19 protein-coding genes are annotated in these 18,527 nt (G+C 67.8%); 6 read left to right on the plus strand and 13 right to left on the minus strand.

Translation table 11 applies throughout. The features are described from left to right. Window positions 1–32: 32 nt before the first annotated feature. Both glgB and RIC11_RS01420 read right to left on the minus strand, forming a co-directional pair. Window positions 33–2,264, minus strand: coding sequence for a 1,4-alpha-glucan branching protein GlgB (gene glgB, locus RIC11_RS01415; RefSeq protein ID WP_350208038.1), 2,232 nt, complete (start codon window positions 2,262–2,264; stop codon window positions 33–35). A gap of 109 nt (window positions 2,265–2,373) precedes the next feature. After that, window positions 2,374–2,907: a ribonuclease H family protein gene (locus RIC11_RS01420; RefSeq protein ID WP_350208039.1), complete on the minus strand. Its 534-nt coding sequence runs from the start codon at window positions 2,905–2,907 to the stop codon at window positions 2,374–2,376. Between the two features lie 343 nt (window positions 2,908–3,250). Between RIC11_RS01420 and RIC11_RS01425 the strand changes: the two genes are divergently transcribed. Next, window positions 3,251–3,673 (plus strand): cyclic di-GMP-binding domain-containing protein, MshE-related, encoded by a 423-nt coding sequence (locus RIC11_RS01425; RefSeq protein ID WP_350208040.1) that lies wholly within the window; start codon window positions 3,251–3,253, stop codon window positions 3,671–3,673. 11 nt (window positions 3,674–3,684) lie between these two features. Here the strand turns inward: RIC11_RS01425 and RIC11_RS01430 are convergent, their stop codons facing one another. The 3 genes from RIC11_RS01430 to RIC11_RS01440 all read right to left on the minus strand — a co-directional run bounded on the left by RIC11_RS01430 (window position 3,685) and on the right by RIC11_RS01440 (window position 6,351). Further along, window positions 3,685–5,022: an HD domain-containing protein gene (locus RIC11_RS01430; RefSeq protein ID WP_350208041.1), complete on the minus strand. Its 1,338-nt coding sequence runs from the start codon at window positions 5,020–5,022 to the stop codon at window positions 3,685–3,687. A 22-nt stretch (window positions 5,023–5,044) separates the two neighbouring features. After that, the gene (locus tag RIC11_RS01435) at window positions 5,045–5,746 is read right to left on the minus strand and encodes a hypothetical protein (protein WP_350208042.1); all 702 of its coding nucleotides are present in this window, start codon (window positions 5,744–5,746) and stop codon (window positions 5,045–5,047) included. A 104-nt stretch (window positions 5,747–5,850) separates the two neighbouring features. Then, window positions 5,851–6,351 carry an ACT domain-containing protein gene (locus RIC11_RS01440; RefSeq protein WP_350208043.1) on the minus strand — a complete coding sequence of 167 codons (501 nt, stop codon included), beginning with the start codon at window positions 6,349–6,351 and terminating at the stop codon, window positions 5,851–5,853. A 185-nt stretch (window positions 6,352–6,536) separates the two neighbouring features. Here RIC11_RS01440 and RIC11_RS01445 point away from each other — a divergent pair, with 185 nt between their 5' ends. Together RIC11_RS01445 and RIC11_RS01450 are read left to right on the plus strand one after the other, a co-directional pair. Continuing rightward, complete coding sequence (locus tag RIC11_RS01445; protein ID WP_350208044.1) at window positions 6,537–6,929, plus strand: acyl-CoA thioesterase; 393 nt, start codon at window positions 6,537–6,539, stop codon at window positions 6,927–6,929. Window positions 6,930–7,037: 108 nt separating this feature from the next. Beyond that, entirely contained in the window at window positions 7,038–7,616 is a 579-nt protein-coding gene (locus RIC11_RS01450) for a DJ-1/PfpI family protein (RefSeq protein ID WP_350208045.1), read from the plus strand. A gap of 138 nt (window positions 7,617–7,754) precedes the next feature. On the opposite strand, the gene RIC11_RS01455 is transcribed toward RIC11_RS01450, so the two are convergent. Continuing rightward, complete coding sequence (locus tag RIC11_RS01455; protein WP_350208046.1) at window positions 7,755–8,498, minus strand: gamma-glutamyl-gamma-aminobutyrate hydrolase family protein; 744 nt, start codon at window positions 8,496–8,498, stop codon at window positions 7,755–7,757. Between the two features lie 635 nt (window positions 8,499–9,133). On the opposite strand from RIC11_RS01455, the gene RIC11_RS01460 reads away from it, so the two are divergent. Further along, window positions 9,134–10,177, plus strand: coding sequence for a 3-oxoacyl-ACP synthase III (locus tag RIC11_RS01460; protein WP_350208047.1), 1,044 nt, complete (start codon window positions 9,134–9,136; stop codon window positions 10,175–10,177). A gap of 25 nt (window positions 10,178–10,202) precedes the next feature. Here RIC11_RS01460 and RIC11_RS01465 read toward each other — a convergent pair whose 3' ends face one another. The 3 genes from RIC11_RS01465 to RIC11_RS01475 all read right to left on the minus strand — a co-directional run bounded on the left by RIC11_RS01465 (window position 10,203) and on the right by RIC11_RS01475 (window position 13,692). After that, a complete protein-coding gene (locus tag RIC11_RS01465) occupies window positions 10,203–11,897 on the minus strand; it encodes a serine/threonine-protein kinase (protein WP_350208048.1) in 1,695 nt (564 codons plus the stop codon). A 428-nt stretch (window positions 11,898–12,325) separates the two neighbouring features. Next, window positions 12,326–13,168: an enoyl-ACP reductase FabI gene (locus RIC11_RS01470; protein ID WP_350208049.1), complete on the minus strand. Its 843-nt coding sequence runs from the start codon at window positions 13,166–13,168 to the stop codon at window positions 12,326–12,328. A 65-nt stretch (window positions 13,169–13,233) separates the two neighbouring features. Further along, complete coding sequence (locus tag RIC11_RS01475; RefSeq protein WP_350208050.1) at window positions 13,234–13,692, minus strand: 3-hydroxyacyl-ACP dehydratase FabZ family protein; 459 nt, start codon at window positions 13,690–13,692, stop codon at window positions 13,234–13,236. A gap of 81 nt (window positions 13,693–13,773) precedes the next feature. Between RIC11_RS01475 and RIC11_RS01480 the strand changes: the two genes are divergently transcribed. Together RIC11_RS01480 and RIC11_RS01485 are read left to right on the plus strand one after the other, a co-directional pair. Next, window positions 13,774–13,989 carry a DUF433 domain-containing protein gene (locus RIC11_RS01480; protein ID WP_350208051.1) on the plus strand — a complete coding sequence of 72 codons (216 nt, stop codon included), beginning with the start codon at window positions 13,774–13,776 and terminating at the stop codon, window positions 13,987–13,989. Continuing rightward, the gene (locus tag RIC11_RS01485; protein WP_350208052.1) at window positions 13,986–14,306 is read left to right on the plus strand and encodes a DUF5615 family PIN-like protein; all 321 of its coding nucleotides are present in this window, start codon (window positions 13,986–13,988) and stop codon (window positions 14,304–14,306) included. The genes RIC11_RS01480 and RIC11_RS01485 overlap by 4 nt, the downstream gene beginning before the upstream one ends. Window positions 14,307–14,754: 448 nt before the next feature. Here the strand turns inward: RIC11_RS01485 and RIC11_RS01490 are convergent, their stop codons facing one another. The 4 genes from RIC11_RS01490 to RIC11_RS01505 form a co-directional block, all read right to left on the minus strand. After that, entirely contained in the window at window positions 14,755–16,230 is a 1,476-nt protein-coding gene (locus RIC11_RS01490; RefSeq protein WP_350208053.1) for a phytoene desaturase family protein, read from the minus strand. A gap of 165 nt (window positions 16,231–16,395) precedes the next feature. Next, the gene (locus RIC11_RS01495; RefSeq protein WP_350208054.1) at window positions 16,396–16,998 is read right to left on the minus strand and encodes a hypothetical protein; all 603 of its coding nucleotides are present in this window, start codon (window positions 16,996–16,998) and stop codon (window positions 16,396–16,398) included. A 45-nt stretch (window positions 16,999–17,043) separates the two neighbouring features. Then, the gene (locus RIC11_RS01500; RefSeq protein ID WP_350208055.1) at window positions 17,044–18,252 is read right to left on the minus strand and encodes a glucuronyl esterase domain-containing protein; all 1,209 of its coding nucleotides are present in this window, start codon (window positions 18,250–18,252) and stop codon (window positions 17,044–17,046) included. A gap of 12 nt (window positions 18,253–18,264) precedes the next feature. Then, on the minus strand, window positions 18,265–18,480 hold the full coding sequence (locus RIC11_RS01505) for a hypothetical protein (protein WP_350208056.1): 216 nt from the start codon (window positions 18,478–18,480) through the stop codon (window positions 18,265–18,267). Window positions 18,481–18,527: the final 47 nt, after the last annotated feature.

An 18,527-nucleotide genomic window follows, 5' to 3' on the forward strand; every position in this document is an offset into this window, starting at 1 on the left:
CCGAAGCCCGAAGCCCGAAGCCGCCTCCTGCGTCAGCCGCGGCGCGGCTTCAGCAGGATCGTGCCCAGCGGGGGGAGGGTCAGCTCGAGGCTGGCCGGGCGCATCTGGGCCCCTTCGGGCGAGGCCATCACGCCGCCGGAGTTGCCGGCGTCCGACCCGCCGAAGTAGGCCGAGTCGCTGTTGCTGATCTCCTCGTAGTAGCAGGCCTCCGGCGCGCCGATGATGTAGCCGCGGCGGACGACCGGCGTGAAGTTGCTGACCGAGATCAAGTAGTCGCTCGGGTCCTTCGCCTTGCGGATGTAGGCGAGGATGCTGTCCTCGTGGTTGTGGCAGTCGATCCACTCGAAGCCGTCGACCTCGAAGTCCACCTCGTGCAGGGCGGGCTCGTTGCGGTACAGGTGGTTGAGGTGCGCCACGTAGTTCTGCAGGCCCTGGTGGGTTTCCCACTGCAGCAGGTCCCACTGCAACGACGTGTCGTGGTTCCACTCGTTCCACTGGCCGAACTCGCTGCCCATGAACAGCAGCTTCTTGCCCGGGTGGCTCCACATGTAGCCGTACAACAGCCGCAGGTTGGCGAACTTCTGCCACAGGTCGCCGGGCATCTGCTCGAGCAACGAGCCCTTGCCGTGGACGATCTCGTCGTGGCTGAAGGGGAGGCAGAAGTTCTCGGTGAACGCGTAGATCAGCGAGAAGGTCAGCTCGTCGTGGTGGTACTTGCGGTGGATCGGCTCGTGCCGCATGTAGCGGAGCGTGTCGTTCATCCAGCCCATGTTCCACTTCAGGCTGAAGCCGAGGCCGCCCACGTAGGTCGGCCGCGACACGCCGCCCCAGGCGGTCGACTCCTCGGCGATCGTGAGCACGCCGGGGTGCCGCTCGTGGACCTTCTCGTTGAACCGCTTGAGGAAGTCGATCGCCTCGAGGTTCTCCCGCCCGCCGTACTTGTTGGGGATCCAGTCGCTCCCCTCGCGGCTGTAGTCGAGGTACAGCATCGACGCGACCGCGTCGACACGGAGGCCGTCGATGTGGTACTTGTCGCACCAGAAGAGGGCGTTGGCGAGCAGGAAGCCCGCCACCTCGCTGCGGCCGTAGTTGAAGATCAGCGTGCCCCAGTCCGGGTGCTCGCCCTGGCGAGGGTCGGCGTGCTCGTAGAGGGCCGTGCCGTCGAACAGCCGCAGGCCGTGCTCGTCTTTGGGGAAGTGGGCCGGCACCCAGTCGATGATCACGCCGATCCCCGCCTGGTGCAGCGTGTCGACGAACGCCATCAGGTCGGCCGGCGTGCCGTAGCGGCTCGTGGCGGCGAAGTAGCCCACCGTCTGGTAGCCCCAGCTGCCCGTGAACGGGTGCTCGCTCACCGGGAGCAGCTCCACGTGGGTGTGCCCCATCTTGTGGCAGTACTCCACGAGCTGCGGCGCGATCTCCATGTAGCTGAGCCAACGCTCGGGCTGCGCGGGGTCGCGGCGCCAGCTGCCGAGGTGCATCTCGTAGATGCTGATCGGCTTGTCGAGGCCCTGACGGTCGACGCGGTCGGCCATCCACTGCTCGTCCGCCCAAGCGTGCTCCGACAGGTCGGTCACGATGTTGGCGGTCTTCGGCGGGACCTCGGCGGCGAACGCGTACGGGTCACACTTCTCGACCACCTGGCCGCCGCGGTGCTTCACCGCGAACTTGTACAGCGAGCCGACCTCCAGGCCCGGGATGAACAGCTCCCAGATGCCGCTGGGGATGCGCTTGCGCATCGGGTGAGCGGTGCGGCTCCAGCGATTGAAGTCGCCGACAACCGCCACGCCCTCGGCGTTGGGGGCCCAAACGGCGAAGTTCACGCCGCGCACGCCGTCGACCTCGCGTTGGTGGGCGCCGAGCCGCTCGTACGAGTCGTAGTGCGTCCCCTCGCCGAGCAGGTGCAGGTCGTAGTCCGACAGCAGCGGATCGAACGCGTAGGGGTCGTGGGTCGTGCGGCTGGCGCCATCGCGGTCGGATACGCGGAGCATGTAATCCCTCGGTGCTACGGTTTTGCTATCCCGCCCATCTTCAACGGGGCAGATGGCTTCGTACAGCCCCGCAGGGTGGATCCGCCGCATCGGCCGCACCCCTCCCTGGCCGGGGTCGACCAGCCACATCTGCTGGGAATCGGGCTGGTAAGCCCGCACCGCGAGCGCGCGGCGGCCCTGGTCGACGATCTCGTGCGGCCCCAGAAGGTCGAAAGGGTTCTCGTGGCGGCCATCGACGAGTGCGCCGATGGCGTCGAGCGAGACTTGAGTACGCACGGCGGAATCCTTCGTAGCTGGGAGGGCGGAGGGAGTTTTTTCGCGTGCCTGCCCCGCTGGGCCGCGGCGCAGGACTCGCCCGCCGCGGGGTGGACACTTCGTAGGGTTTCTAAGCGACCGCCGGCTCGGCGATCCGGACCGAGCGGCGCGATCGGGGCGTCCGCACCACCACCATCGCCGGCGAGTCGGATCGCCCGCTCGCCAGCGGGCTGGCGTCGTCTTCGAGCCGGGCGGGGCGGAAGTGCGGTCGGGGGGGCGCGCCGCGGAGGCCGGGGCGGTCGCAGCGCCACGTGCGGCAGCGGACATCGTGGAAGCGGAGCGCCTGGTCGACGCGGCGCCAGAGGTCGGCGTCGCGGACCGGCGCCGAGCGGCCGAACCGCTCCCATCGCCAGTGGTTGTTGCGCCACACGGCCAGGTCGCGCGACAACCCGCGGAGCACCGAAGCGTTGCGTGTCACCACGGTGACCTCCGAGGGCTGGTCGAGGGCCTCCAGGCCGCGGACCAGGGCCAGCAGCACCAGGCGGTCCTCGTCCGCGCCGGGTTCGGCGTCAGAAGCCGCGACGGTGATCGGCGCTTCGGCCGCGTGGAGGGCGAAACGCCAATGGTCGCCACCGCCCGACGGGTCGGTCTCGGCGATCAACATGTATCGGGGACGCGAAGCCTGCATCGGGTGTGCGGAAGTTCGGTCGGTGTTATCGGGAGCCCCGCCGGGGAGTCGGCGCCGCTGCTAGCTTGCACTACAGGGCGTATCGGCCCACGAACCGCAGACTCTCCAGATTCACTATTCAGAACATCTTCACAGACGGGTCGCGCCGATTGCGACGGCGACCTGGGGGCCAAATAGCCAGGGCGAGCAGCGCCGTGTGACAACCGCAGCCGCGCGCCGCGGGCGGCGGCCTACCCTTTCCGGTGGGCTTTGCCAGCGGGGCGGTGGTTGGCCGTTCGTGGCGGGTCTCCAAAAGCGTTGCGATCGGATTCCCTCAGCTATGCACACCCCCGCTGGATTGGTCCGAGCAGGCCTGATTTCGCCGGACGACCTAGTCGCGGCGCTGAGCTTGCAGGACGAGCTCCGCCCGCCGCTGGGCCAGGTCGCCATGGAAATGGGGATGCTCACGCCGCGTCAGGTCCGCGAGGCGCTCAGCTTGCAGGACCAGAAGCCGGAGCTGCAATTCGGCGAGGCGGCAGTCGAGCTGGGCTTCTTGACACGCGGTCGGCTTGCCGAGCTGATCCTCCAGCAGCAAGAGCAGCAGCGCCCGCTGCTGGACGTGCTGGTCGACCTGGGCCGGTTGACGGACGAGCAAGCGCGGGCCGCGCAGCGACTGGGGGTGCGACGCGGGCTCCTCACGTTGCCTCTGCCCGACGTCGGTTCGCCGGAGCCCGACCGGTTGGTTTGCTCGATCGCCAACTGAGACGCCGCGGGTCAGCCCACGCGGTCGGCCGCCTCGTGGATGAGGCCGGCGGTGGAGGTCAGGTTCCGCGCGTCGTCGGCCAGGCGCGGGTGGACGAACACCCTGACGCGTTTCACGTAGTCGTCGAATTGCTCGCGCGCTAGCGAGCGGGCCATCGGCGATATCTCACCCAGCCGGCGAGCGGGGCCCCGGGGCGAGTCGCGGACCTCGATGTCGAACTCGACCTCGAGGCCCACGGGCGGCGCGTCGAACAGCACCTCGTGCGGCGCCACGACGCGCGACAGCGCGTGGCTCAGCAGGCCGGCGAACTCTTCGGCGCACCGCACTAGCCACGGGTACGGCCGCCGCGCCAAGCGGCCGTACAGCTCGGGCGTCTCGAACAGGCTGTACTGCGTCAAGCGCTTGTAGAGGCGGCGCGACGGCCCGAACAGGCCGTCGAGCAGCTCGGCCGCGGGGCCATCGGCGGCCGCTTCGGTCAGCGTGCGCACGAACGGCTCTTCGGTCAGTCGGAACAGCGCGTCGAGGTCGAGGCCGCGGTGCAGCAGATAGAACGCGCGTTGGAGCATCGCGGTGGCCGAACGCACCGCGTGGTGCCAGTAGACCTCGCTGAACATCACGTAGCGCGCGAAGACCATCATCTCGGCGGCGGTCTTGCCCTTTTGCGTGATGGCGAGCCCGTCGCCGGCCTGGTTCAGGCACAGGCTGCGGACCAGCCGCGAGCGGTCGAAGTGCTGCCCGTAGGGCACGCCCGCGTGGAGGCTGTCGCGGACCAGGTAGTCCGCCTTGTCGATGTCGATCGGCCCGGACAGGAGGGATTGCAGCAGGCGGCCGCGGCGGTCGGTCGGCTTGCCGGAGAGCGTGGCGACGACGTCGCGCGGGTTGACGCCCCAGTCGTCGCGCAGCACGTCGGCGACCTCGCCCTCGAGCAAGAAGCTGTTCGCGAACAGCTCGTGCTCGGGCACGCCGGCGAGGCGGATGTCTTCGATCGGGTGGCAGAACGGCCAGTGGCCGATGTCGTGCAGCAGCGCGGCCGCGAGCAGCAGCTGGGCGTCTTGCGGACGGACCACCGCGGCGAAGCGCTCGTCGGTCGCCAGGCTTTGCAGGTAGGCGATCGCGTTGAGGTAGACCCCGAGCGAGTGCTCGTGGCGGGTGTGGTTGGCCGCCGGGTAGACCAGCGACACGAGGCCGAGCTGGCTGATCCGCGCCAGCCGGCGGAACTCGCGGGTGTCGATCAACTGGCGGACGCGCGGCGTGAGGGGCACGTCGACCCCCGGCGGCAGCCTCACCAAGCCGGAAGCGGGCCCGTGCAGCCCTCGCAACTCGGGGAGATCCAGCAGTGACGCGGCCATCCGCTGCTCGGCCTCGGTCTTCTTAGGCGTCGGTCATGAGTCCGGGCAACGGCGGCAGCTGCATGATCCATCGCAGCAGCACGGTCACGACGAAGTAAAACCCGCAGTTCAGGAACGCCATCATCGGCTCCAGGTCGAGCGCAACGACCGACGCGAACGTGCCGATACCGATGGCGATGGCCGCGGCGACCCCCGCTTGCCACATCTCGAGGCCCTCGACGCGCCACTCGCTGACGCCCAGTTGGTCGGCCAAGTAGAAGTAGAGGAACCAGCACAGCGCGAACACGAGCCCCGTGGCGGTCGCGCGGAGCCACAGCGCGACGCCGGTGTACGGCTCGAGCTCCGAGTCGCGGAGGAACGCGTAGCCGGCCCAAGCGAGCAGCGGGCCAAGCAGGATCGAGCCGCCGGCGAGCACAGGCCAATCGTTCGCCGGGTCGGAGCCCCGCAACAGGAAGGCGGCCAGCAAGGTCAGCAGGACCACCACGCCGACGCCGGTCGCGACCAACGGGTCGAAGACCGCGTCGCGACGCTTGAAGGTTTTCAGGACCTCACGTCCTTGGGCGTCCTTGGGGCCGTGCGTCGGCGCGTGGATCACGACGGCGTCTTCGGCCTTCGGGATCTCGATGATCTTCTTGCAGTTGGGGCACGGCCCCTTCTTGCCGGCGTGCTGGTCCGCGACCTGGAATCGCTTCAGGCAGCCGGGGCAGGTGACATTGATCGCCATGGGTGCGTAGCAGGCGGCAGGCGGGGGGGCGGTGGGCCGTCGTCGGGCGCCGAGGGGGGCTCTTGGGCCGGGGGGGGAGGGCGCTCCGACCGGGAGCGGGAGGCTCAGGTCATCGGGTCGAACGACTGCAGTTCGTCCTCGTTGATCATATGGAATCCCTTCGAGGCGAGCGTCTCGATGCCGTGCTCGATGTTGTCGACCATCAGCGCCACGGCGGGGCGGCCGTTGGGACGGACCAGCAGCGGGTAGACCTGGGTGATGTTCACCTCGGCGGTCAACAGCGCCGTGCAGACTTGCAGCATCGGTTGCGCGACCATCGGCAGCTCGACTCCGATCAAGTCCGACTCGACGATCGCCAGACCGGCCCGCTCTAGGATCTCCCGCCCGGCCTCCGGGTCGCTCAGCAGGAACCGCACCAGGGCGCATTCGGTCGAGTCGCTGATCGTGAGGGCGACGATCCGCACGTTGCTCCCTTCGAAACGCCGCACCACGCCCATCAGCTCGCCGACACGGTTCTCTAAGAACACCGTGAACTGGCGGATCGTCGGGTAGTCGCGGCCGCGTGCGGTCAGGTCAGCCGTGGCGGCTCCGGCGCCGGTGCTCATCGTGGCTCTACCGGGACAAAATGGCGGGGAGAATTACTGCCGGACACATTCCGGGAAAGGACGTAAAGATAACGGGCGCAATAGTTTGTTGCAACGCTTCCCGCTCGGTGCGTTGCCCCCGCTCGGCCGACCGGGTACTGTCCGGCGAAGCCGAAATCCGACGCCCGCCCAAGACCGACCCTCCCATGCTGCGAGAGCACACGTTCGACCTGCCGGTCCGCTACTACGAGACCGACGCCCAAGGGGTCGTGCACCACTCGAATTACCTGAGGTACATGGAGCTGGCCCGGATCGAGCTGCTCGAGGCGGTCGGCTTCGATTACGCGGCGATCGAGGCGGCCGGCGTGCTGCTGGTCGTGGCGAAGGCCACCGTGCGGTTCAAGTCGCCGGCGCGCTACGGCGACACGCTCCGCGTGTGGATCCGGACCGAGCGGGCGTACGGCGCGCGGATCGACCACGCGTACGTGATGAAGATCGGCGAGAGGATCGTCGTCGAAGCCGAGACCACCATCGCCAGCATCGACCGCGAAGGCCGCGTGCAACGGATCCCGCGCGAGCTCGAGATCGAAGAAGAGTAGCGCGGCGGCCCCCTTTCGGCGTTGCCGCCCGCGGCCTTCCGGCCGCGGCTAAGATCGGGATCGACGCGGCCCCGCAACCAGGCTGCCGCCCAACCCTCACCAACTGCAATGAAACTGCTCTTTTTGGTCGGCGACTTCGTCGAGGATTACGAGGTCATGGTCCCGTGGCAGGCCTTGGCGATGGTCGGTTACGAGGTGGTCTCGGTCTGCCCGGGGAAGAAGCCGGGCGACTCGGTGGCCACGGCGGTGCACGACTTCGAAGGCCACCAGACCTACAGCGAGAAGCCGGGCCACCGCTTCGGGATCACGGGCGACTTCGACTCGGTCGAAGCGGGCGAGTTCGCCGGCCTCGTCGTTCCCGGGGGCCGGTCGCCGGAGTACCTGCGTACGAACGAGCGGGTGCTCGAACTGGTTCGCGCGTTCTTCGCGGAGGATAAGCCCGTCGCGGCGATCTGCCACGCCGCGCAGCTGCTCGCCGCTGCGGGCGTGCTCGAGGGGCGGCGGCTGCAGGCGTACCCGGCTTGCAAGGCAGAGGCCTTGCTAGCCGGCGGCCAGTGGGACGAGCCGAGCGAGGGATTCGACTCGGCCTGCGTCGACGGCAGATTGGTCACCGCCCCGGCGTGGCCGGCGCACCCGGCTTGGCTCCGCGAATTCGTGCGGGTGCTGGGGGGCGAGCTGCGGCCCTGACGGCGGCGGGGGCCGCCCGAAAAGAACAACGCGACCCGGCGCTAAGCGCCGGGTCGCGTGGTGCAGCGCGTCCGTGCGCTGTCCGCTAGCCGGCCATCCTTGCCGGCCCGTTTCCATCGGGGGTGCTGGTCCGCAGCGTCAGGCGACGAGGCGCACCGGCTCGGCGTGTTCCTTCACGCCGGCGAGGAATTCTTCGAAGATCCGCAGGTCGAGGGCCGAGGCCGTGTTGGCCTCGGGGTGGAACTGTGTCCCGATCACGAACCAGTCGTCGCTGCGGCTCTCGATCGCTTCGATCACGCCGTCGGGGCAGCGGGCCGTCACGGCGAAGCACTCGGCCACCTCGTCCAACGCCATGTGGTGGCGGCTGTTCACGCGGAGCTCGCCGTCGCCGTAGACGCGGTCCATGATCGAGCCGGGCTCGATCACCAGCGTGTGGCGGTGCGAGGGGTCGATCAGGTCTTTGTGCGGCAGGGCCTCGGGAAGGTCTTCGGGGATGTGCAGGAACAGGTTGCCCCCCTTGGCCACGTTCAGCAGTTGCATCCCTACGCCGATCCCGAAAGCAGGGATACGCCGCTCGCAGACCGTGCGGGCCAGCAGGCGGTCGAACGTCTCGCGGCGGCTCGCCAGCGGACGCACGCTCGGGTGCAGCATCCAGCCGTCGCGACGCGGGTCGAGGTCGGCCCCGCCGACCAACAACACGCCATCGACCATCGACAGGGCCTGGTCGAGGTCCTCTTGCTCCTCGTACGGCGGCAGGATTACCGGCAACGCGCCCGCTTCGAGCAGGGCGTCGTAGTAGCCGCCGGGCACGTAGCTGACGGCCGGCTTGTCGCCTTCGGCGGCGCGGAAATCGGCGTTCAACGCGATTACGGGCTTGGACATCTCGCTTGCACTCCCTGCGCGAAATGGGCCGGCGAACCCAGCAGCTTGCGGGTATCGATCAGAACAGGAGGGGCTCGACCGAGACAGCCAGAACCAGCTGAGCGGGGCTGGACCCACACCGAAGACAAGAGGCTCAACCGCCTCGGTCCGGGATTCCGATGCCCCGGGGGGCGCCGGCTGGGTTCACCACGCGGGGCGTGCCGACGACGCTTGCCTGAGATGGCCTCAGCAGCGCGTCACGTGTCATCCCTAACACGCCGCTACGTCGCGGGCGGGTCTGCTCGCGGGCCTCCGGAGGACCGAAGGACCGCAGTCTAGCCGCCTGCGCCGCCGCTCTCGGTTGTCGCTCGATCCCTCGCTGCGGCCCTCGGTGGTGGAGACCGTTGTCAGGCGGTCAAATGTGGCGGGGTGCAAGTCGGCGGCAAAGGTACCCGGCGCGCCGCGCGGCACAAGGCAAACGCTTGATTTTCGAACGAACTGGGGTTGCAAGCACAAGATAAGGTAGACCTGCACGTTATGGACGTTTTATGTTCCCGCTCGTTTACCCAGACGCCCTACGCCGTACCTCCCCTCTATGTGTCTGATTTTGCGACGATTCGGCGGGTCGGCCGAGTTACGCGTCACGGAGCCCTCTGATGCGATTCGAGCGTGTTTGTATCGAGGCGGTCGCCCACGTGTTGCCCGACGAGGTCGTCACCTCGGACCAGATCGAAGCACGGCTGGCCCCGCTCTACGATCGCTTGCGGCTGCCGGCGGGGCGGCTGGAGCTGATGTCGGGTATCCGCGAGCGGCGGTTCTTTCCCGCCGGGACCGCACCGGGCGACATCAGCATCCGCAGCGGCGAGCTGGCGATCTCCCGGAGCGGCTTGCCGCGCGAGGCTTTCGGGTTGTGCGTGCACGGCTCGGTCTGCCGAGACTGCCTCGAGCCGGCCACCGCCTGCCGCGTGCACCACGCGCTAGGCCTGCCGGGGGAGTGCATCGTGCAGGACGTGTCGAATGCGTGCCTGGGAGTCTTGTCGGGCATGCTCCAAGGGGCGGCGATGATCGAGCTGGGCCTCGTCGATGCCGCGCTCGTGGTCGGGACGGAGTGCGGGCGGGAACTGGTCGATAACACCATCGACGCGCTGAACCGCGACGCGTCGCTGTCGCGGGCGACCGTTAAGGACTCGTTCGCGTCGCTGACGATCGGGTCGGCCAGCGCCGCCGTGGTGCTATGCCACGAGCGCCTGAGCCGGACGGGCACGCGGCTGCTCGCCGCCGCCAGCCAGGCCGACACCCGCCACCATGCGCTGTGCAGGAGCCACGGGCACCAGCAGGTGATGAGCACCGACAGCGAGAGCCTGATGCGGGCCGGCGTGGCGGCCGGGGGGGTTACGTTCGAGCGGCTGCTGGCCGAGTCGGGCTGGCCGCGCGGCGCGATCGACCGCACGTTCTGCCACCAGGTGGGAGGGGCCCACCGCAAGATGATGCTCGGCGAGCTTGGCTTGCCGCTAGAACGCGACTATGCCACGTTCGACCGGCTGGGCAACACCGGGGCTGCGGCCTTGCCCAGCGCGCTCTCGATGGGCCTCGCCGAGGGCCTCGTGCAGGCGGGCGATCGGGTCGCCTTGCTAGGGATCGGATCGGGCGTGAACTGCCTGATGATGGCCGCCCAGTGGGGCGACACGCCGCCGGGGTGACACGCGGCGGTGACGCCGCTGGGCCCTACATCCCGAGGATAATCCGCAGCGCGATGTAGACGATCGAGATCGCGCCCAGGCCGAGGATCGCCCAGACCCACTTCGGCGTGCGGGTGTAGGGATTCCGGTACCCCGGCGGGTGGAGCGGGTCGTATCCCGTGGTCGTGTTGCGGGCCGCGCGGCGGGCGACGGGGTCGTCGTCGGGCTCGTTGTGGTATTCTTCTTCGAAGATCGACTTCGGCTTGACCTTCCTGGCCGGCGAGCTGAGCGACGCTTCGACCGCGTCGGCAGACGGCGTAGCGGGCCCCGAGGCGCCGCTCGACTTGCCGGCGGCGCCGCTGCCGGGTTTGCTCTTCGAGCCCGGCTTGCTCTTTGAGCCCGAGAGCTTCTCGCCGCTGTCGTCGGAGAGCACCCCGGACGAGGCCGACGCCTTCTTGTTCTGCGCGGCTTTGCGGGCGCGGCGGACGGCGCTGTCGTCTTCGTCGTCGAGCGGGGCGAGGCCGATGTCTTCGTCGGTGTCGAACGAGCCTGCCGAGTACAACCGGGCGGTGTCGCCGGGCGAGTGCCCTCGGTTGGTGTCCGAACCGGTGGCCTGCTGGAAGCGGCTGAGGATGCCGCTCCCCACGCCCGAGCCCCGCCCCTCCGGCGCGTCGGATCCGGAGGCTGCGCGGGCGCTAGAGACGGTCGACTCGCCGCGATCGGCGAGCCACTCGTTCAGCAGGCGGCCGACCTCGCCGGCCGTCTGCGGGCGGTCGACGGGCTTCTTGGCCATCATCCGCATGCAGATGTCGACAAGCGACAGCGGGCAATCGGGCCGCAGCTTCAGCAGGCTCTCCGGCTGCTCGACCTGGTGCTTAAGCAACCGCTCGGAGATGGTTCCCTCCGGGAACGGCGGGCGGCCTGTCAGCAGGAAGTAGAGCGTGCAGCCGAGGCTGTAGATGTCGGCCCGCCCGTCGGCCGCGTGGCTGTTGAGCGCCTGCTCGGGAGCGAGGTAGTCGGCCGTTCCGAGGACGTTTTCGTCGTTGGCGAGGGTGAGCGAGGTCTCGTCGTCGGTGAGCTTGGCCAGCCCCATGTCGAGGAGCTTGATCGTCTGGTTCGGGTCGACCAGGCAGTTGGCGGGCTTGATGTCGCGGTGCACGAGGCCCATCTCGTGAGCGTGCTGCAAGCCGGTCGCGACTTGTGCGATGTACCGCGCCGCGACGGCGAACGGGAGCGGCCCGTCTTGGCTGACCGTCTGATGGAGGTCGCGTCCGTCGACGTACTCCATCACGATGTAGTGCGTGTCGCCTTCGTTGTCGATGTCGTACACGCGGACGATGTTCGGGTCGTCCAACCGGGCGGCGGCGCGGGCTTCCAGCTGGAACCGCGACAGGTACGAGCGATCTTTCACACGCTGCCTCGGCAGCACCTTGATCGCCACGCGCCGTCGCATCAGCACGTGCTCGGCCAGGTACACGTGGCTCATGCCGCCCTTGCCGATCGACCCCAGCAGCTTGTATTTGCCGAGCCGGAATCCCTTGTGCTTGCCCGCCAGAAGCTTGTCGGCCTGCCAGCGGGTGATCAGCCCGTCTTCCACCAGCAGATCGGCCAGCTTCGCCTGATCGCCGGGCATACCCTCCCGCTTCTGGAGCGAGTCCAGAAAGCGGTCGAGGTCCGCTTGCGAAACAAGTTCGCTGCGTTTGACGAGCTCGATCAGCTTGTCGGTGGCGCCCTGAGACATCCGTTTAGCTGCAACCCCCCGCGTTCGTCATCGGCCGGCGACAAGCGCCGGCCCGACGGGCGGCTGGGGGCGAGTCGTTCCCCTAGTGTATAAGCCGAGCGAGCCGCCGTTCTCATGACGGTTCGCCGCGGCGCCTGTTCCGAATTGCTGTCGTCCTGACACCCCGAGCGGCCCGAAGCCTAAACGAGCCCTTCCGCCTGCGAAGAGTGAACGGCCGATCACGGCGTCGCAATTGGCGCGCATCGCCGCTAGCGGCCCATCAGTAAGGGTATCATCGGCCTGCGAAACCGACTACCAATTTTCCCTACCTGACTGGGCGATAAATGACCGCCTCTGGCGGCCGACAGGTCCGATCGTGCGGGCAAGAACCAGTCCTGAGGGGGGATACGCAGCCGACGTCGATCCGACCCTGCCCCACTCGGACGCTCTTAGTCGCTCCTCTCCACGACCGCCCGAACGATGCGGGCGTCGAAGTAGTTGACCCGCATCCCCGCATCGACGACCAGCCGTTGGGCGTTGATTCCCGACGATCGAGGGCTCAGCAGGAAGGCCACGGCGGCCGCCGCCTCGTCGGTCTTAACAGCTTCTTCACGCAGTGTCGCTTTCTCGGCGAATAGATACGAATCGACGTAACCTGGGATACCGGCCGAGGCAGAGGTCTTCAGCAGCCCAGGAGCAACCGCATTGAAACGCACCCGGCTGAAACGGCTAAAGCTCTTCGCAAGGAACACCAGCGACGAATCGAGCGCCGCCTTGATCGGCGCCATGTAGCCGTAATTTTCGCTGGCCATCTCGGTAGTGGAGATTGAGATGGCGACGACCGACGCGTCGTCGGCCAGCGATTCCTTGAGCGAATTAGCCAGCGCTACGAGCGAGTAGCAAGAGATGCCGCAGGTCCGCAGAAACTGTTTCCGTGTCGTCTCGTGGAACGGTCTGGGGCCCTCGGCGGCGTCCGTCGCGTCGTAGTCCGCGAAGGCGATCGAGTGCACGAGGCCCGCCAGCTTCTGCCCGGTCCGTTCGCAGTCCTCGGCGACTTCGCGGGCGAAACGCTCGATCTGGTCGTCGTGCTCCACGTCGCACACGAGGACCGTCGCGTCGGGCCCGGCCAGCTTCTGCACCTGCTCGCGCCGCTGCTCGCTGCGGACCGAGTAGATCACACGGCAATCGGCGTCGGTGAGCAGGCGCGCGACGTGCCACGCGACGCTCTTGCGGTTCGCCACGCCGGTCACCAGGACCGTCTTGCCGGCGAGTTGGAGGAAGTCGGAAGGCATTGTGAGAGAGGCTGTCGACCGTAGGCGGAAGGGATCGGCTGGCGCGCGGCCGGCGTGACTTACGGTCAATCTCGTTTCGGCGGGGCCACCGTGCAGGCGAATTCGCACCGCGCAGCCAGTTTGCCGCTCGTGTCGTTGGTGACCTTGCCCTTCATGTAGTACGCGTTCGCCAACCGCTCGGTCAGATCGACCTCAATGGTGATCACATCGCCGGGGCGGACCATATCGCGGAACTGCGCGTTCGTAAGCCGAGTCGCGACCGGCACCCCCCCCGCGGCGCCCTGGCCCCCCTGGGCGGCTTCGGTGATTCCCGACAACAGCACTGCGCCGGCTTGCAAGCAGGCCTCGCACAGCAGCACGCCGGGCGTGATCGGGAAGTCGGGGTAGTGGCCCCGGTACCAGAACTCGTCGCCCGTGAAGCGCTTGCGGGCGACGATCCGCTCGTCGGTGCGCTCGTGGACCTCGTCGAGCAGCAGGAACGGGTCGCGGTGCGGGATAGCGGCTTGGATCTCGTCTTTCGTCATGCGGCTCATGCGGGACCACGGATAGCACGGAGGGACGCGGATAAGATGGCCGATCGGGCCGCCGCGCGGTAGGCTGGGGGGATGAGCAGCGTGATCAACGTCGACCCGAAGATCCTGGGCGGCACGCCTGTGTTCATGGGAACTCGCGTGCCGGTGGTCGCGTTGTTCGACCACCTGAAGAGCGGCTACTCGATCGAGTACTTCCTGGAAGACTTTCCATCGGTCACACGTGAGCAAGCCGAGGCGCTCCTCGAAGAAGCGAAGACGAAGACCATTCCGCCGGCGCCGGCGGCATGAAGCTGTTGCTGGACGAGAATTTGCCGCATCGCTTACGGCCCCTGCTCACCGGCCACGACTGCGCGACCGCGGCGTTCATGGGCTGGGGCGGCATGCAGAATGGCGAGCTCCTCGCTATGGCTGCGGCCGGCGGATTCGACGCGCTCCTGACGAAGGACACGAACCTCTCGTACCAGCAGGACCAGTCGCGGCTCCCGCTCGCAATTGTGGTAATCCGTGCCCCGTCGAACAAACTCGACGACATCCGCCCACTGCTGCCGGCGTTGCTCGCCGCTTTGGAGAACCTCCGGCCGAATGCGGTGACGGTGGTCGGCTAGCGGATGTCCTCTTCTTCCAACTCCGGGTACTTGCGGAGCCGTTCGGCCCGATCTGGGTATGACGCGACCGGCTCGAAGACTCACCTAACGGCAAGCCGTTTCCCGCGGAGGCACGGCTGGGTTTCCAATAACGGTCGGGTCGCTGACGATCCGATCGAACGAGCTCATTCTTTCTCCTCATGAGCCAGGTAAAAGCACCATACTGAAGCAGAAACCTCCCCAGCTGCGAAAATAATCTCTCTATCTGCCTCCGCGATTCTGTACAGGTGAAGTCGGTGCAACTGATGGCGATAGGATGGATGGGCCAAATCCGTCGGTGGAGAGTTTACGGCCACCCACTCGTGATCCCATGGGTTTACGCCTTCAAGATCAATCGATTGCCCCTCGGCGACTAATCCTACTTCTTCGAATCGCCACCTGCTTTTATCCGCGTCCATCTGTGGCGCCTTCACCCCGCCGAAACGTCGGCCGTCACCTCGCGCTCCGCGTCGGCCGTGCTTCGGCTGCCGCCGGTCATCAGGTGATTGTCCACCTCGTTCGCGACGATCACGCCGTAGTTCATCGCGCCCAGCCAGCCGGACATGATGATCCCCACGCTCCCCGCGTGGTACAGGCCGCCGATCTGCTGCGGCAGCGCGCGGCTCACGGCGAGGCCTTCGAACTTCGTGCCGAAGCTCGCGCCGGCCAGGTGGTGCGTGTAGTGGTTGAACGTGCGGGGCGTGCTGGCCTCCACGTGCACGGCCCGCTCGCGCACGCCGGGCACGTACCTGTCGAGCGCGTCGAGCGTGGTCTCGCAGAGGTGCTGCTTGCTCGCTTGGTACTCCTCTTCCGGCAGGTCGGCCCAGTCTTCCCAGCGGGCGTTGGTGCTGCTGACGATCAGCTTCTGCGGCCGGCCTTCGGGCCGCGTCCGCGGGTAGTACATGCTGTAGGTGCGGCTGGTGATGTCGCGCGAGAGGAGCGCCTCGGTGTTGAAGGTCGGCGCTGTGCTGGTGAACAGCAGGTCGCCGGTAGATTCTTCGAGCGGGTCGTCGGGCTTCAGCGCGATGTAGACCTGCGTGCTGGAGTTGTTGATCCGCACCGCGCGGGCCTCGTCGACGAAGCTGTCGGAGAACTTCTCCTCGCCCACCAGGCGGAAGATCGTGCTCTTGAGGTTCGAGTTGCTGACGACCGCGTCGCACTTGATGTCGCGGCCGTTCACTCGCACGCCGACGACCTTGTCATTCTCGACCAGAACGCGCTCGCAGTCGCTGCGGATGCGGATGTCGACGCCACTCTTGCGGAGCTCTTCGGTCATCTTGCCGATCAGCGCGTCGGTCCCCCCCTCGAACGTGAACACGCCCTTCGACATGAAGTTGCTGAACACGATGCCGTAGCTGATCGCCGGGTCCTCGAGCGTGCTGCCGTTGGCGTAGGTGATCGGCTCCATCAACAGGCGGATCACGTCCTCGCGGCCGGGAAAGAACTTGTCGAACAGCTCCCGGGCGGTCGTCTGCTGGTCGTCGTAGAAATTCATGCCGCGGGCCGTTTCGAAGAACGCATCGACGGTCTCTTGCGGCACCTGGAAGTCGTCGGTGAGCTTCTTCGTGAAGTCCGCGCGGGTGAAGTCGGTTTGCAGCGAGAACATCGGGTTGTCGAACCGGATGCCCGTGAGCTGCACAATCGAGTCGGCGATCTCCTTCGACCAGTACCGCCGGCAGCTCTTGACCATGCCGACCGGGAAGCCGTGCAGCGAGATGTCGAAGATGTGCCGCCCGGGCCGCTTGAACCACGTGGCCAGCCCCCCCAGCTTGTAGTGCTGTTCCAGAAGCAGCACCGAGCGCCCCTGCCGGGCGAGGATGTTCGCGCTGGTCAATCCGGCGAGGCCCGCGCCGATCACGACGACGTCGTAGTGGTCCTGGGCGCCGGCGAGGAAGTCTTTGGGCATGGGGGGAAACAGGCAGAGGGCAGCGGGCAGGGTGCAGCGGACCTTGTAAGGTACCGGAGAGGGGCCGCGGCGGTAACCGGTTGTCGGGGGCTCACGGCGCCCACGCGACGAGGCCCGAGCTGAAGTCGCGATCGAGTCCTCTAAGTGGCGTCGGCGTGCCGTTCGTCAGAGCGGCTCTAGCCAAACCACGAATCCCGGCGCGGGGTCGGCGATGTCGTCGGTGCTCTTGACGTTCTCGCCGACGCGCAAGCGGATTAGGTCGACGGTCTGGTCGGCCGGGAACGCGCGGGTCGAAGTCCCGACGCCGCCGGACGTGTAGGTCCGTGAAGGCCACTCGACCCACGGCGCGGCGTCGCTGCCGACCGAGCCGCCGCGGGTCTTGAGCGAGCCGCGCCAGCCGCCGGACCGGGCGTCTCGGCGGATCACGTACCGCACCACGAGCTCGCCCGGCTCGCGGAGCCAGATCGTGCCGCCGCCGCGGGGGTAACCCTCGGCGGGGATCGCTTCGGCGTCGGTGCGCAGCTTGTAAGCCACCCCCTGCGGTATCCACAGCCGCCACTTCCACTCGAGATCGTCACGGGTCTCGACTCGCATCGCGTGCAGTCGGGTCGGGTCTTGGAGGTCGAGCTCGCCGACCTCCTCACGTAGCCGGCTGACCTCTCGCCGAAAGGGACCGACCTCGCTCCAAAGCATCGCCGTCGTGAGCGACGACGCGACCACCGCTACAATCAGCAGCAGGCTCAGCAGCGACAGGCGGGGGCGGCGCATCGCTTCAGGATACCCGGAATCACCCGATGATCCGACGGAGGTCGATCACTCGACCGGCTGCATCCAGCGATCCGCGAAGTCCATGTAGTGCGACCAGTCCTCCTCGGTCAGGTTGTGCCCGCCCTCGCGGAGGTGGTAGCCGATGCGGCCCTCGTGGCGTGATTCGCCCGGCGCAGGGAACGCGTCAGAGACCAGGCCCGGCTGTCCGTGCAGGCCCCACACGGGCGAGGCGTGCACGGCGGCGAGGTACTCGCCCTCGGGGTCGGCCCAGTCGTCGTCGCTCGCGCTGGCCACGTACAACAGCCGCGGCGCCACCAGCGCGAGGAGCTGGTGCTGGTCGACCGGCAGGGCTTGTTCGCGGCCGGCGTAGTCGCGGTAGTTCGTGCAGAACCAATTCTTGAAGCGGAGGATGTCGGCGACCCGCTCACCTTGCTCTCGGCGGGCCAACGCTGCGCCGGTGCAACCGGAGTTGTTGCTCACCGTCATCGCGAAGCGCTTGTCGCGGGCGCCGGCCCAAAGGGCCGCCTTGCCGCCACGCGAATGGCCGACCACGGCGACCCGAGTGGCGTCGATGTCGGGGTCGGTCTCCAGGTAGTCGAGCGCCCGGCTCGCCCCCCAGGCCCACGCGGCGATCGCGCCCCACGCGTCGCCGGGGCGGGGCTGTTCTTTCCTTGCAGACGGACCCTCGGCGCGGGGCGGGTCGAACAGCGCGTGCACGCCGTTGTCGAAACGGTCGTCGCCGTCGTCGTGGTCGATGTCGGCGTAGTGGAACGCCGCGGCGAAGTAGCCGCGATCAACGATCTGCTCGGCGGGCCAGAAGGGGCTCTTTGTCTGGCGTGCCGGGTCGATGTTCTCGGGGTCGCGGTTGCAGATGAGGACGAACCCCGGCGCCGGGGCGGGGCGTTCGTTGGGGACGAACAGCGTGAGCCGCAGTCCCCCCTCGCCGCCGCGTCCCGAGTAGCGGATGCGGACGTCTTTGCGTGTCGCGGCGCCGCCCATCGCTTGGGCGTCGACCTCCTGGACGGCGAAGCTCTCGTCGGCCGGGCGACCGATCGGCGCGCGGCCGTAAATGTGCGTACGGAACAGCTCGAGCAACTCCGGCCGCCGGACCTCGCGCCAGACTTCGGGGGAGTCGACCGGCTCGCCCGATGCGGTGACCAGCGGGTCGGGGAGGTCGAGTCCGGAGGACAGGGCGGCGGGCTGGCCCGCTAACGCGAAGCCGCAGAGGCCGATCACGGCCATGGCGCTCGTCATTTGGTTCATCGCTCAGGCGCCGGCAGTCGCGTTCGGGATTACCGAGGTAATGTTCATAAGCGAGAGGACGATAATCCGCTTGCGGCCGTCGATGTCGGTCAGCACAGCGGCGTTGTAGGGACTGATGACGATGAACTCGGGCTTCTCCACGAGCACCTCCCGTCCGTCGTTCATGCGGATCAGCAGCGGGCACTCGTTCAGCAAGTCTTGGAGATCATCGGATTCCATGGGCGGGGTTCCCTCGCGCAAGTCGGTGAGTGGCCTCCTAGATTATA

It is taken from the genome of Botrimarina sp. (genome assembly GCF_040219535.1).
Lineage (GTDB): Bacteria > Planctomycetota > Planctomycetia > Pirellulales > Lacipirellulaceae > Botrimarina.